The organism is Microbacterium sp. CSI-V (assembly GCF_001984105.1).
GTDB lineage: Bacteria > Actinomycetota > Actinomycetes > Actinomycetales > Microbacteriaceae > Microbacterium.
Genome location: NZ_MTQM01000006.1, coordinates 144,112 through 158,657 on the forward strand (window position 1 = coordinate 144,112; position 14,546 = coordinate 158,657).

Annotated in this window: 10 protein-coding genes; 1 reads left to right on the top strand and 9 read right to left on the bottom strand. The window is 71.6% G+C overall.

Features of this window, described 5'->3' with window-relative positions; translation table 11 throughout:
* Positions 1-4 precede the first annotated feature (4 nt).
* From glmS to CSIV_RS03280, 3 genes are read right to left on the bottom strand one after another with little or no spacing between them, the layout of a single operon-like run.
* Entirely contained in the window at positions 5-1,807 is a 1,803-nt protein-coding gene (gene glmS / locus CSIV_RS03270) for a glutamine--fructose-6-phosphate transaminase (isomerizing) (RefSeq protein ID WP_077049991.1), read from the bottom strand.
* The gene (locus CSIV_RS03275; protein ID WP_238592327.1) at positions 1,807-2,871 is read right to left on the bottom strand and encodes an NAD-dependent epimerase/dehydratase family protein; all 1,065 of its coding nucleotides are present in this window, start codon (positions 2,869-2,871) and stop codon (positions 1,807-1,809) included. The genes glmS and CSIV_RS03275 overlap by 1 nt, the downstream gene beginning before the upstream one ends.
* Positions 2,868-4,199 carry a nucleotide sugar dehydrogenase gene (locus CSIV_RS03280; protein ID WP_083734971.1) on the bottom strand — a complete coding sequence of 444 codons (1,332 nt, stop codon included), beginning with the start codon at positions 4,197-4,199 and terminating at the stop codon, positions 2,868-2,870. The genes CSIV_RS03275 and CSIV_RS03280 overlap by 4 nt, the downstream gene beginning before the upstream one ends.
* Positions 4,200-4,488: 289 nt before the next feature.
* Here CSIV_RS03280 and CSIV_RS03285 point away from each other — a divergent pair, with 289 nt between their 5' ends.
* Complete coding sequence (locus tag CSIV_RS03285) at positions 4,489-5,844, top strand: glycosyltransferase (RefSeq protein ID WP_077049992.1); 1,356 nt, start codon at positions 4,489-4,491, stop codon at positions 5,842-5,844.
* On the opposite strand, the gene CSIV_RS03290 is transcribed toward CSIV_RS03285, so the two are convergent.
* The 6 genes from CSIV_RS03290 to tal form a co-directional block, all read right to left on the bottom strand.
* Positions 5,797-8,325: a helix-turn-helix transcriptional regulator gene (locus CSIV_RS03290; protein WP_077049993.1), complete on the bottom strand. Its 2,529-nt coding sequence runs from the start codon at positions 8,323-8,325 to the stop codon at positions 5,797-5,799. The genes CSIV_RS03285 and CSIV_RS03290 overlap by 48 nt on opposite strands.
* A 188-nt stretch (positions 8,326-8,513) precedes the next feature.
* Positions 8,514-9,305, bottom strand: coding sequence for a 6-phosphogluconolactonase (gene pgl, locus CSIV_RS03295; protein ID WP_077049994.1), 792 nt, complete (start codon positions 9,303-9,305; stop codon positions 8,514-8,516).
* Positions 9,302-10,249, bottom strand: coding sequence for a glucose-6-phosphate dehydrogenase assembly protein OpcA (locus CSIV_RS03300; RefSeq protein WP_077050126.1), 948 nt, complete (start codon positions 10,247-10,249; stop codon positions 9,302-9,304). The genes pgl and CSIV_RS03300 overlap by 4 nt, the downstream gene beginning before the upstream one ends.
* Entirely contained in the window at positions 10,246-11,796 is a 1,551-nt protein-coding gene (gene zwf, locus CSIV_RS03305; RefSeq protein ID WP_077049995.1) for a glucose-6-phosphate dehydrogenase, read from the bottom strand. Before zwf ends, CSIV_RS03300 begins: the two co-directional genes overlap by 4 nt.
* A gap of 4 nt (positions 11,797-11,800) precedes the next feature.
* Positions 11,801-13,426 (bottom strand): glucose-6-phosphate isomerase, encoded by a 1,626-nt coding sequence (locus CSIV_RS03310; RefSeq protein WP_077049996.1) that lies wholly within the window; start codon positions 13,424-13,426, stop codon positions 11,801-11,803.
* Positions 13,423-14,544, bottom strand: coding sequence for a transaldolase (gene tal, locus CSIV_RS03315; RefSeq protein WP_077049997.1), 1,122 nt, complete (start codon positions 14,542-14,544; stop codon positions 13,423-13,425). Before tal ends, CSIV_RS03310 begins: the two co-directional genes overlap by 4 nt.
* Between the last annotated feature and the right edge of the window lie 2 nt (positions 14,545-14,546).

Consider the following 14,546-nt stretch of genomic DNA (forward strand, 5'->3'; position numbering starts at 1 on the left):
GTCGTCATGCGACGGTCACCGACTTGGCGAGATTGCGGGGCTTGTCGACGTTGCGCTGGAGACGCAGAGCCAGCTCGCGGGAGAACAGCTGCAACGGCACGACCGTCTCCAACGGCCCCCAGGACGGGCCGGTGCGCGGCAGCTGGAGCGGGAGGCCCCCCACCCGCAGGGCCCGTTCGCCCACGCGGATCACCCGCCCACCGCGGGCCTCGACCTCGGCGATGTCGACGTCCAGGCGCGGGTCGCCGTCGTCGACGACGAACACCGGGGTCCCGGCATCCACCAGGGCCAACGGGCCGTGCTTCAGCTCGCCCGCGGCGTGATGCTCCGCCCAGCGGTACGAGAGCTCCTTCAGCTTCAGCGCGCCCTCGGCGGCGTACACGAGACCCGCGCCGCGACCGAGGAACAGGAACCCGGAGGCCGTCACCAGATCGGCGGCGAGATCCGCGGCTCGATCGCGCCAGGCGTGCAGGGCTCCCGAGAGGGCGTCGGGCGTCGCGGCCAGCGCGTTCAGGTCGGCGTCGAGGACGGCGGCATCCGCGCGCCCCGACATGGACAGCCCCGACAGGGCTACGCACGCGCCCGTGAGCACCTGCGCCACGAACGTCTTCGTCGCTGCGACACCGATCTCGGGCCCCGCGAGACAATCGAACACGGCGTCCGCTCGACGCGCCAGAGACGACGCGGTGTTGTTGGTGAGGGCCAGCACCGTGCCGTGACCGGACGGCAGTCCGTCCAGCGCACGCAGCACGTCGGCGGTCTCGCCGGATTGACTCATCGCCACCACGAGGGTGCGCGGCTCCCACACCTCGTGCGCGGCCTCGCTCGCCGTCAGTGCGCGCGTGGGGATGCGTCCCACCCGCGCGAACACCCCGGCGAGCGCTCGTCCGGCGTGCAGCGACGTGCCGCAGCCGAGGACCGCCACCCGGTCGATCTCCTCCACCGGGGGGAGCCCCAGACGGTTCCACAGGGCGCCGTCGCGGATGCTCGGGGCCAGGGCGTCGAGCACGCGTCGAGCGACCACCGGCTGCTCGTCGATCTCATTGCCCATGTGGTCGTCGTGCCGGCCGCCGCGGGACAGCAGCGTCACCTCGGGAACCGGCCAGAGTCCGCGCGGCCGGTCGCTCCCGCCCGAACGGTGCCAGTGCGCGCCGGCCGCGTCGATGTCGACGACGTCGTCGTCTTCGAGCACGCGGAACGCGGACACGAACGGCGCGACCGCGCCGACATCGCGCGCGAGATACACCCCGTCGCCGCCGTCCGCGAGGATCAGCGGCGATCCGTGGGCGGTTCCGGCCAGCGCACCGGTCCGGGAGTCCAACGCGACCACGGCCCACGACCCCACCAGATGGGTCGCCGTGTCCGCGAGCGCCTCACCGAGATCCATGCCGACGCTCACCGCCTCCTCGAGCAGATGGACGATGACCTCGGTGTCGACGTCGGTCGCGAGACGGTGGCCGGCCGACCGCAGGCGTTCCCGCAGCGCACCCGCGTTCTCGACGATGCCGTTGTGGACCACGAACAGACGGCCCCCGCAATCCTCGAGGGGGTGCGCGTTGCGTTCGCTCACGCCGCCGTGGGTGGCCCACCGGGTGTGGCCGATCGCCGCGGTGGTGGCATCCGTGTCCGACTCGACGGCGTCGGCAAGCGCCTCCACGCCGTCCAGGGTGCGCACGTGCATCGCCGTTCCGTCGGGGCGGCGGGCGGCGATGCCCGCGGAATCGTAGCCGCGGTACTCCAGTCGGGCGAGGGCCACGCGCGCGTGGGTCGCCGCGGACGGGCCCCGGAACGCGGTGATGCCGCACATCAGAGCACCCCGCGGAAGGATCCCGTGCCGGCGAGGGGCATGGCGTCGGAGGCGAGGCGCTCGCGGGCGAGCAGATCGGCGGCGACCCGGAGGATCGTCGTGGTCAGCGACGTCTGCGGCTCGTAGCCGACCAGGTCGTTGGCCTTGGTGTTGTCGGGAACCCGGCGACGCATGTCCTCGAACCCCGGGGCGTAGGCCTGGTCGTAGGGGATCAGCTGGATCTCGCTCCGGCTGTCGAGCGTGCGGACGATCTCGTGGGCGAGGTCCAGGATCGAGATCTCCCGAGCCCCGCCGAGGTTGCACGCCTGCCCGCGTGCGCGCGGATCGCGTTCGATGCGCACCATGGCGGGCACGACGTCCTCCACCGCCGAGAAGCATCGGGTCTGCTGCCCGTCGCCGAACACGGTCAACGGGTGCCCCCTGAGCGCCTGGCCGACGAGGTTCGGGAAGACCATCCCGTATCGACCGGTCTGCCGCGGGCCCACGGTGTTGAAGAGTCGGACGATCGCGACGTCGAGGCCCTCCTGATCGCAGTAGGCCTTCGCGAAGGCCTCGTCGATGCCCTTCGCGCCGGCGTACGTCCACCGCGAGAGGAGGGGGTCGCCGAGGATGCGGTCGGAGTCCTCCCGCAGGCGGTCGGCGGTGTTCTTGCCGTAGACCTCGCTCGTGGACACCAGGAGGACCGACGCCTGCCGCTCGATCGCCGCGGTGAGGACGTTCTCGGTGCCGTGGATGTTGATACGGAGGCCGCGCAGCGGCTGCTCGACGATGAGCTTCACGCCGACGGCGGCCGCGAGGTGGAACACCCGGTCGCAGGATTCCATGGCCTGGCCGACCGTCTTGGTGTTGAGGATCGAGCCGTGGATCATCTGCAGGCGCGGGTTGTCGGCGACCCCGGCCAGGTTGCGCGCCGACCCGGTCGAGAGGTCGTCGAGGACGGTGACCTCGTCCCCGGCGGCCAGCAGGTGCTCGACGAGGTGGCTGCCCACGAAGCCGGCGCCACCGGTGACGAGGGTGCGGTGCGCCGTGCGGTCGCCCGACGGGTAGATCGGGACCCCGCTCACAGCAGCACCCGCCCGGGGATGTCGGAGCTGCGATACGTGCCGTCCAGGACGACGGCGTCGCCGTCGAGCCAGTTCAGATCGGAGTCGTGGTGGCGCGTGTGGACGAGGACGACGTCGGGGTGGAAGGCCGCCGGGTCGGTGAGCGAATCCCGTTCGCGTCCGGAGCCGAGATGGATGTGCGGCGCGTGGGTGTCCACGTACTGCACCTCCGCGCCGGCGTCGATGAGTCCGTCGATGATCTCCAGCGCGGGGGACTCGCGGAGGTCGGCGACGTCGGGCTTGTACGTGACGCCGACGATCAGCACCCGGGCGCCGAGCGTGCCCTTCCCGGCCCGGCCGAGGACGTCGCGCACGCGGTCGACCACGCGCCGGGGTCGCGCGGCGATGCGGGTCATCGCTTCGGTGATCACCCCGGCATCCACGTGGAGGGCCTTCAGCTGCCACAGCAGGTAGTGCGGGTCGCACGGGATGCAGTGTCCGCCCACCCCCGGTCCGGGATAGAAGGCCATGAAGCCGTACGGCTTGGTGCTGGCCGCCTCGATCACCTCGGTGACGGGGACGTCGAGCGCCCCGCAGATGTCGGCGAACTCGTTGGCGAGCGCGATGTTCACCGCGCGGAAGGTGTTCTCGAGCAGCTTGGTCATCTCGGCCGTCGCCAGACTCGACACGGGGTGCACGCGCGCGGCGTATCGCGAGAGCAGACGCACGCCCTCTTCCTGGCACTGCGGCGTGGCGCCGCCGACGACGCGGGGCACCACCTCCTGCGCGAAACCGACGTTCCCGGGGTCGATACGCTCGGCGCTGAAGGTGACGAAGACGTCCCGGCCGACCTCCAGCCCCCGCTCGCGAAGCGGCTGCTCGACGAGGTCGTGGGTGCAGCCGACGTAGGTCGTGGAGGTCAGCATGATCAGCTGGCCGGGGCGAGCCGCGGCGACGACGGTGGCGCACGCCGCCCGCAGCGGGGCGAGATCGGGGACCTGCTGGTGGTCGACGGGGGTCGGCACGCACACGACGATCGCGGCGGCCCGGGCGAGCTCCGAGACGTCGCTGGTGAGACGGAACTCCCGCGGCGCGCGCAGGGCGGCTTCGAGGCGGTCGCGGTCGGAGTCGATCAGGTCGGCGCCGCGGGCGGCGATGGTGCGCAGCCGCCGGGGCGAGGCATCCAGCGCCAGGACCCGCGAGCCGCTCGCCCGGTAGGCGAGAGCCGTGGGCAGACCCACGTAGCCGAGTCCCACGATCGCGACGTCGAAGTCGAACGGTGGGGGAGCAGCCGGCTCCGTCGCGGCCGTCGACAGCGGCGCGGTCGCACGGACATCGAGTGTGGACATCGTCATCCTCCAAGGGGGAGGTCCCGTGACAGACGGCGACCTGCCGCGTGCGAGGGACGTTCGGGTGATCCGGGGCGGGGCATCCGAACGAGCGTCGGTGCTGATCCGGGGCCCACCCTCCGCCGGGCCCGGGGGAGCGGTCAAGCGATCGCGGCCGATCCTGCGGGATGCCGCGCCCCGCACGCCGGTGTGCGGGAAACCGCAAGCGCGCATGCGGGCCGTGCGGGCGCCGGCGGAGCCGAGAACGCGTACGGTCGTGGCACTGACCGCCTCCGGACGAAGGGATGCCATGACCCTCGCGCTCGCGCTCCTCGTCGCCGTCTGCACGATCGGGGTCTCCACGCTCGTGTGGGGCACTGTCGCCCTCGGCCGCCTCGCCTGCGAGCGGCGCCCGCGTCCGTCGCTGCTCGCACCGTCGATGTACTTCCGGTCGACGGAGGTCGCGGTGCTCATCGCCGCGCACGACGAGGAGCTCGTCATCGCCGACGCGGTGCGCGCCGCCCGGGCCCTCGTGCCGGCCCGGAACGTGTTCGTGGTGTCGGACGGGTCGGGGGACGCGACGGTGGAGCGGGCGCGCGACGCGGGCGCGTCGGTGTGGGACCTCTTCCCGAATCGCGGCAAGGCGGGCGCCATCCGGGCGGGACTCGAGCGCTTCCGGATCCCCGAGCGGTTCCCCCTCCTGCTCCTCCTGGATGCCGACTCCCGCCCGCGCCCGGACTACCTGCGCACGGGCCTGCCGCTGTTCACCGACCCGGACGTGGTGGCCGTGGCGGGACGCGCGACGACCGCCGCGGACGCCCCGGCGACTCGCACGGGGCGCCTGCTCACGACCTACCGGGAACGCACGTACGTGTGCACCCAGTACCTCCACAAGTTCGGCCAGGCGGCGCGCGCCGCAGACGCCGTCGCCATCGTGCCCGGCTTCGCGAGCCTGTATCGCACGGACGTGCTGGACCGGATCGACATCGACGCCCCCGGGCTGTCGATCGAGGACTTCAACATGACCTTCGAGGTCCACGCCAAGCGCCTCGGCCGGATCGCCTTCCACCCGGAGTGCGCGATCGCCGAGACGCAGGATCCGGCCGTCCTCCGCGACTATTCGGCCCAGATGCGCCGCTGGAGCCTCGGCTTCTGGCAGACCGTGCGGCGGCACGGCATCCGGCCCGGGCTGTTCTGGACGTCCGTGGGCGTCTTCGCCGCCGAGACCGCCGTCGCGAGCCTGGTGATCGCGGCGGTCGTGCCCGCGCTCGTCGTGGGGGCTCTCGCCGCCCTGGGCGGTCGGCTGTTGAGCGGGAGCGCGGCAGGCGTCGCCGATGCCGTGGCCGCGGCGATCCCGACGGTTCCTCTGCTGGTGGGGTTCCTCCTCGTGGACACCGTGATGACGGTCTTCCTGTGCGCGGTCACGCGGCAGCCTCCGCGCGTGTCGATGCTCCTGTTCCCGCTGCTGCGCGTCTGGGACGCGGTGCTGTGCCTGCGAGCCCTGGTCGCCGCTCTCGGGCGGCCGTCGGACGGCCGATGGAAGAGCCCGGACCGCCGGACGGCCGGGGGCGGGGCGACCGGGCCGGCACCCGGGCCCCTGGCATCCGCTCGTTCGAGGTCAGGCGGAGGCCTCCCCGTGCAGGTGGGCGACGAGCTGCGCGCGTGAACCGACACCGAGCTTCCGGTAGACGCGCGTGAGACGCAACTCCACGGATCGCAGGGAGATGAACAGGGTCGCGGCGATCTCGCGATTGCGCAGACCCCGCTGGACCAGGGCGACGACCTCCTGCTCGTCGGGCGAGAGGACGGTGTCGGCTCGAGCGTCGTAGCCGACCCTGCGCAGGACGCGGTACTCATCCGCCGGAACGCACCGCTCGCGAGCCGCGCGCAGGCGCGCGTACTCGTGGGGCGAGTCGTCGGTGCGATAGAGGGCCTGCGCCTCGTCGAAGGCGAGTCGGCCCTCTCGACCCGACCGGCACACGGCGCGGGACCGGGCCACCGCCAGCGTCGTCCACCGGCGGGGGCGCGCCGCGAGCGCGATCTCCAACCGCGCCGTCTCGGAACGGGCCTCGACGACCCGATCGCTCAGCCACAGCGCTTCGATCAGGTCGGCGTCGGTCCGCATCAGCGCCGGGTCGTTCCCCGGTCCGGCGGCCCGCGCGGCCTGCAGACTGCCGACCGCGTCGTCGAAACGTCGCTCCGTCAGAGCGAGGCCTCCCTCGATCGCCGCGAAGAAGGGCAGGAGCGTCGGCGTTCCCTCTCTCCGACATAGTTCCCTGCCGCGGCGCACGAGGTCGTGGGTCGTCGGATCGGACGGGTCGATGGCGGCGGCCTGAGCCAGCAGCAGAGTGCGGGCGGCATCCGGTCCGCGTCCGGGGAGCCATTCGTGTCGCCACGCCGCCACGGCGTGCCGGGCCGCGAGGGGATCGCCTCCGCGTACCTCGGCGGCGACGACGATGCGCAGGAGACGCTCCCGCCACATCGGGGCAGGGCGCGGCATGCTGCTGAGCAGCGTCTCCGTGACGCGCCGGACCTCCGCGTACCGTTCGTCCAGGAGCAGCACGGTCACCGCGAGGCTGGCGAGTTCGATCGGAGCGTCCGGGCTGAGCCCGACCTCGAGGTCGACGGTGTCCGGGAGATCGTCGGCAACCTCCATCCCCATTCCCCGCAGGATCGCGGCAAGCAGCAGTGTCTCCTCGGACGCGGCCCCGCGCTCGACGACCGCGGAGACCCGCGCGACCGCCTGATCCAGCTCCCCGCGGGAGAGATGCAGACGTGCGCTCTCGCACAGGAGGCGTTCGGTGGAGACGGCGTCGTCCTCCCATTCGACGGAGTCGGGAAGGGCGTCGCGCACGACGTGATCGACGCGGGCGCCGGCACGCAGAGCCGCGATCGTCGCCCGCACGCGGACATCCGCCGCGGCCGTGTCGAGGGCGCGATCGAGATAGTGCTGTCCGAGCAGGTCGTGTCCGCCGAGGACGAGGGCGTCGCCCAGCTCGACGAGTCCGCGATCCCGCTGGATCGGGTCCAGCTCACCGCCCAGGGCGCGCTCGGCGAACTCGATCGCGGCGAACGTGTCACCCCCGCGGGACAGTTCGACGGCGGCGGCGAGGAGCGGGAGCCGGTCGCCCGTGGGGTCGAGGAAGCTGGCGTGCCACAGATACGTCGCCGGGTCCTGCTGCCGGTGGTCGCTCGCCGACCGGGCGTGCAGCCGCCGACGCTCGTCGGGGGACAGCGCCGCGTGATGGCGGAGGCGGAGGGCGGGGTCGGAGACGCGCGCGCGGTCGCCGTGCACGCTCACGAGACCGCGGTCGATCAGCTCGTCCAGCTCGATACCGATCTCGGCGGCCGCCGATCGGAGGTGCTCGTAGTCGTAGAGGGGCCCCATCGAGAGCAGGTCGAGGACGGCCGACACCCGGGGATCCTCGGAGCACCGCGGCATACTGCGCTGGCGCCGGACCGAGGGGCGGACGACGCGCAGAGGCAGCGGCAGCGCGGCGTCGCCGGCCGCCTCGCCGGGAGTCAGCCGGACACGCGCGATCAGCCCGGGGTCACCGCCCGTCGATGCGGCCACGATGTGCGTCACGGCCGGGCTGGTGCCCGCGCCGATCGTCGCGCGGGCGAGCTCGACCGACTCGTCGAAGGAGAGCCGTTCGATGTGGATGTGGGTCACCCCGGCGAAATCGTGGCGCCCCTCCGGGGTTCGCACGGTCGCGACCACGCTGACCCCGGTACCTCGGAGCCGAGCGCACACGAACGCCAGGATGCTGAGGCTCGCGCCGTCCATCTCGTCCAGGTCGTCGATGACCAGCACGCGGGGCTCGTCCTGAACGAGGTGGAGAGTGCGGCTGATCTCCTCCGCCAGCAGGTGTTCCGGCCAATCGCGTCCCCGGGACAGAACCGCGTCGAGGGCGCTGCTCCGCGACCCCGCCAGCCCGGCGGCGAAGGCGGAGACACCCGACAGGGGCCACATCCGTTCGCTCGGACTCACCGCGACGACCGCGGTGTCGTGTCGTCGGGCGATCTCCCTGAGGAGGGCCGTCTTGCCCACCCCGGTGTCGCCGACGAACACGCACGCGGCCCCCTCCCGCATGCCGATCATCGCCTCGGCGACCTGGATTTCCCGTTCGCGCCCAAAAAACTGCATCCGAACGCTCCCAACTGCGTCGGTGGATGGCGCGGCGGGCGATTCGCCGCATCCGTCCTGGATGCCCCCAGGCCGCCACTGTAAGCAACGGTGCCGGACGAAGACAAGAGGAGATTTTCCCCGTTGACGGCGGAGGGGGCCGCGTGCATCGCACGTGGCCCCCTCGGATTCCCGATGGAAATCCGGTGTCAGTACTCGCGGTCGATGAGCTGCGGCGGGACCTGGTCGGCCGCGGCCTCGTCGACGAAGAACGCCGTACGACGGCGCCCCTTCGCCCCGGCCGCGGGGACGCTCTGATAGCTCGCACCGGCGAGGGCGAGGCCGAGAGCTGCGGCTTTGTCCGCCCCGGCGATGACCATCCACACGCGCTTGGACGAGTTGATGACCGGACGCGTGAGCGAGATGCGCTCGGGCGGTGGCTTCGGGGAGTCGCGCACCGGCACGGTCGCCCGGTCGGTCACCGAGATCTCGGGCCGGTCGGGGAAGAGCGACGCGATGTGCGCATCCGGACCGACACCGAGGAAGCAGATGTCGAACGACGGCCACGGGCCGGTCTCACTGCGATCCGACGGAGCGAACTGCGCCAGCTCATCGGCGTACGCGATGGCCGCGGAGTCGAGGTCGAGGCCGTCGTCGGTCGACGCGACCGTGTGGATGTTCTCGGCGGGGACGGCCAGAGCATCCAACAAAGCCGCACGCGCCTGCCGGTCGTTCCGGTCGTCCGAGTCACGGGCCACGAACCGTTCGTCCCCGAACCAGAAGTGCACGAGCGACCAGTCGATGTCCGCAACGCGCGGATCGAGTGCCGCGGCGCGCAGCACGGCGCCGCCCATCGTTCCGCCCGTCAGGCAGATGTGCATGCGCTTGCCCTCGGCCACGCGCTTGACGACGCGATTGACGAAACGCGTCGCGACGTAGTCGGCGAGGGTCGCGGCATCCTTCTTGATGATGACCTGCTTGGCCGCACCGTTCTCGGTCATCGCGTGCTCAGCTCGTCGAGCGTGCCGAGCAACTCGGTGCACTGGGTGAGGACGCGGCCGTAGAGCACATCGGGGTCGAGGCGACGCAGCTCCTCGGCCAGGCACTCGCGCAGAGTCCGGCGCGGGAAGTCGAGTTCGTGCGTCGGCTGCCCCGGCTGGGTGAGCACCGCCACGCCCGGGACCGGGCGCTCCAGCAGCGTGTCGCCGCTCTCGCGGGTCAGACGCACCGACTTGATGCCGCCGGCCCACTCCTCCTCCGGCAGGTACGTGTATGCGACCGGGACCTCGAGCTTGAGACCCAGCCACGCCGCGAGAAGAGCGGTGGAGGGGGAGTCGCTCGAACCCGCGACCTCGATGGAGGTCACCGGCTCGTACGGCGGCTGGTCGAGCACGGCCGCGAGCTGCTCGCGCCACCGCGTGACGCGGGTCCACGCGAAGTCCGTGTCGCCGGGCGCGTAGTGCTCGCCGAGGTGGGCGACCCACGACGTCGGGTCGGCCTGCGACGACGCGTCGGTGATGCGGCGCTGGGCGATCCGGCCGATCGCGGAGAGCGCGGGATCCTCCGGCGCCTCGGCGGGCCACCAAGCCACGACGGGGGCGTCGGGCAGAAGAAGACCCGTCACGAGGCTCTCGGCGTTGGACCCGGCCGCTCCGTGGGCCCGCAGCACCACGACCTCGCTCGCGCCGGCGTCGCCGCCCACGCGAATCTGGGCGTCGAGGCGCGGCTCTTCGCCCTCGTCGCCGAACAGCACCGCGATCACGCGCATCGGGTGCTCGCGCGAGGCGTCGTTCGCGGCCTCGATGACCTCTTCCTCGGCACCGTGGCGGGTCACGATGATGAGGGTCAGCACGCGACCGAGGGCGACGGCGCCGCCCTCTTCTCGAACGCTGACGAGCTTCTTCGAGATCGCGCTGACGGTGGTGTCGGGCAGATCGATGATCACGGGCGCCTCCACGTGCGGCCATCGCGGGCGAGGAGCTCGTCGGCGGATGCCGGCCCCCACGACCCGGGTGAATACTGTTCGAGCGGGCCACCCTGAGCCGCCCAGAACTCCTCGATCGGGTCGAGGATCTTCCAGCTGAGCTCGACCTCTTCGTGGCGCGGGAAGAGCGGCGGGTCTCCCAGCAGCACGTCGAGGATGAGCCGTTCGTAGGCCTCGGGGCTGGCCTCGGTGAAGGCGTGGCCGTACCCGAAGTCCATCGTCACGTCGCGCACCTGGGTGCCGTCGCCCGGGACCTTCGAACCGAAGCGGATGGTGACGCCCTCATCGGGCTGCACGCGGATGACGAGCGCGTTCTGACCCAGTTCCTGGGTCTGGCTGCGCGAGAACAGCTGCTGCGGCGCACGCTTGAACACCACGGCGACCTCGGTGACACGGCGTCCGAGCCGCTTGCCGCTGCGCACGTAGAACGGCACCCCGGACCAGCGGCGCGTGTTGATCTCGAGCTTGATCGCGGCGTAGGTCTCGGTGACCGACTCCGGGTTCATGCCGTCTTCCTCGAGGAAGCCGAGCACCTTCTCGCCACCCTGCCATCCGCCGGCGTACTGCCCGCGGGCGGTCGCCTCGGCGAGGTTCTCCGGCAGGCGGACGGCCGCGAGCACCTTCTCCTTCTCGGCGCGCAGGTCTGCTGCGTTGAAGCTGATCGGCTCCTCCATCGCCGTGAGGGCGAGGAGCTGCAGCAGGTGGTTCTGGATGACGTCGCGAGCCGCGCCGATCCCGTCGTAGTAGCCCGCGCGACCGCCGACGCCGATGTCCTCGGCCATCGTGATCTGCACATGGTCGACGTAGTTGCGGTTCCAGATCGGCTCGTACAGCTCGTTGGCAAAACGCAGCGCCAGGATGTTCTGCACGGTCTCTTTGCCGAGGTAGTGGTCGATCCGGAAGATCGAGTCGGCGGGGAACGCGCTCTCGACGACCTCGTTCAGCTCGCGCGCGGAGGCGAGGTCGTGACCGAAGGGCTTCTCGATCACGACACGGCGCCAGCCGGCCGGCTTCTGATCGCCCTCGCCCACGAGCCCGGACGCCTTGAGCTGCGTCGTCACCAGGGGGAAGGCCTTCGGCGGGATGGAGAGGTAGTACGCGTGGTTGCCCATCGTGCCGCGCTCGACGTCGAGCTTGTCGACGGTCTCACGCAGACGACGGAACGCCTCGGGATCGTCGAACTCGCCCTGGACGAAGCGGATGCCCTCGAGCAGCTCCTGCCACGTCTCCTCGCGGAACTCGGTGCGGGCGTACTGCTTGACCGATTCGTGCACGACCTTCGCGAAGTCCTGGTCCTCCCAGTCGCGACGGGCGAAGCCGACCAACGCGAATCCGGGGGGCAGGAGGCCGCGGTTGGCGAGGTCGTAGACGGCCGGCATGAGCTTCTTGCGCGACAGGTCTCCTGTCACGCCGAAGATCACCAGCGCGCTGGGACCCGCGATGCGGTTGAGCCGGCGATCCTCGGGATCGCGGAGGGGATTGTGACCGGGTGTGATCTCTACGACCATGCTTCTACTGCGCCGCCTCGAAGAGTGAGAGCACCTCGACCTGCGGGTCGGTGAGCGTGAGCGTGACGACGGGGCGGCCGTGGCCCTCCGCCAGCACGCTCGCGTCGCCCGCGGCCTGTGCGTTGATGAGCTGACCGAACGTGAACGGGCGACCGGGGATCTCGAGGTCGACGTCGGTGCGTTCGGTGATCTGGAGGAAGACACCGGTGGCGGGTCCGCCCTTGTGGTACTGGCCCGTGGAGTGGAGGAACCGGGGTCCCCATCCGAACGTCGTGGGTCGACCGGAATCCGCGGCCACCAGTTCGCGCAGCCCCGCGAGCTGCGGCAGATCGAGTCGGTTCACGTAGGCCTGGATGCTCACGTAACCGTCGGCCGGCACGGACGCCCACAGGGCGTCCAGGACGCTCGCCAGGGTGCCACCGGATGCCAGGGCGGGGTCCGAAACGCGAACCTCGACGCCGTCGAACACGAGCGCCGGGGCGGTCTCCTCCGGGCGCGCGTCGAGCAGCCCGCGGGCGGCGACCTTCGCCGACTCCACGTCGGGCTGATCGAACGGGTCGATGCCGAGCAGGCGTCCGGCGATGGCGGTGGCGTACTCCCACACGATGAACTGCGCACCGAGGGAGCCGCTCACCAGGACCTCGCCCTCGTGACGCTCGAACAGGTGGAACGCGTCGGCGTGGTCGACGAACCTCACGACCTGCAGGTCTGTGGGTCGGGTCTCCAGCTCGGGCGAGACGGGCAGCAGCACGACGGGGAGGATGCCCGTGCCGTCCTTGCCGGTCGACTCGGCGACGAGCTGCTCGATCCAGTCCGGGAGGCCCGGGAGGTGGCTGCCGTCGGTGACGAGGCCGAGCTTGTCGCGGCGCTGCGCGCCGCCGCCCGCGATCGCCGCCGCCAGGACCAGGGCCGGATTCTCGGGGGAGTCGATCGCGACCTCGAGGAGGGTGGAATCCGCCTCGTCGAGCAGGTCGTCGATGTCGACGCCGGCGAGGCCCGCCGGCACGAGGCCGAAGGCGGTGAGCGCCGAATACCGGCCGCCGACGGTGGGGTCGGCGGTGAACACCCGGTAGCCGTCGGCGCGCGCCGCCTGATCGAGCGGCGAGCCGGGGTCGGTGACGACGACGATGCGATCGGCCGGGTCGATGCCCAGGTCGCGGAAGGCGGCCTCGAACGCGCGCTTGGCCGAATCCGTCTCGATGGTCGAGCCGGACTTGCTCGAGACGACCAGGACGGTCTCGCGCAGGCCACCGGCTTCGGCGTCGCCGTCGATCGCGGCGAGCACCTGCCCGGGGGCGGTGGAGTCCAGGATCACCAGCGGCACGCCCGCGGAACGGGCGATCACCTCGGGTGCGAGGGAGGAGCCCCCCATTCCGGCCAGGACGACGCGGGTCACGCCCTGCGCGACGAGCTCGTCGCGCAGGGCGGTGATCTCGGGCACGAGCGGGCGCGAGACGGAGACCGCCTGCACCCACCCGAGCCGACGGGATGCCTCTTCCTCGGCCGCGGGACCCCACAGCGTGGGGTCGCCCGCCGTGATGCCGGACGCGACCAGGGAGCCGACCAGGTCGGGCAGCTCCGAGTCGACGACCGACTTCACCTGGCCGGTGACCTTGACGGCGAAGGTCACTTCGCGGCCTGGGCGCTTCCGGCCTCGAGCGCCGTGGCGACGGTGTCCTGCAGCTCGTGCCACGAGGCGATGAACTTCTCCACGCCTTCGTCCTCGAGCACCTGGGTCGCGTCGGCGAAGTCGACGCCCGCGGCGGCGAGCTGGTCGAAGACCTCGTGCGCCTCGGCGTAGGCGCCGGTGATGGTGTCACCGGTGATCACGCCGTGGTCGAAGGTCGCCTCGAGCGTCTTCTCGGGCATGGTGTTGACCGTGCCGGGAGCGACGAGCTCGGTGACGTAGAGCGTGTCCGGCAGGGCCGGGTCCTTCACGCCCGTGGAGGCCCACAGGGGGCGCTGGACGGTGGCGCCGGCGGCGAGCAGCTCCTTCGCGCGGTCCTCGGCGAACTTCTGCTCGTAGAGCTCGTACGCCAGACGCGCGTTGGCGAGGCCCGCCTTGCCCTTGAGCGCGGCCGCCTCGTCGGTGCCGATCGCGGCGAGGCGCTTGTCGACCTCGGTGTCCACGCGCGAGACGAAGAACGACGCGACCGACTGGAGGGTCGAGATGTCGTGCCCGGCCGCGTGGGCCTTCTCGACGCCCGCGAGGTAGGCGTCGATGACCTCGGCGTAACGCTCGAGGCTGAAGATCAGCGTCACGTTGACGGAGATGCCGGCGCCGATGACCTCGGTGATCGCGGGGAGCCCGGCCTTGGTGGCGGGGATCTTGATCAGCACGTTCGGGCGGTCGACGCGCGCGGACAGATCCTTCGCCTGCGCGACGGTGGCCTCGGTGTCGTGCGCGAGGTCGGGGGAGACCTCGATCGACACGCGGCCGTCGACGCCCCCGGTGGACTCGAAGACCGGGAGGAAGATGTCGCAGGCGTCGCGCACGTCGTCGGTGGTGATCGAGAAGATCGCCTCGTCGACGCCGGCGCCCTGGGCGGCGAGCTCGCGGACCTGGCCCTCGTACGCCTCGCCCTTGGACAGGGCACCGGCGAAGATCGTCGGGTTCGTGGTGACGCCCGAGACGTTGCGCTTCTCGATGAGTTCGGCGAGGTTGCCGGACTGGATGCGCTGACGGGACAGGTCGTCGAGCCAGATGCTGACGCCTGCGGCGGAAAGCTGTTCGGTGGGAGTGCTCATGT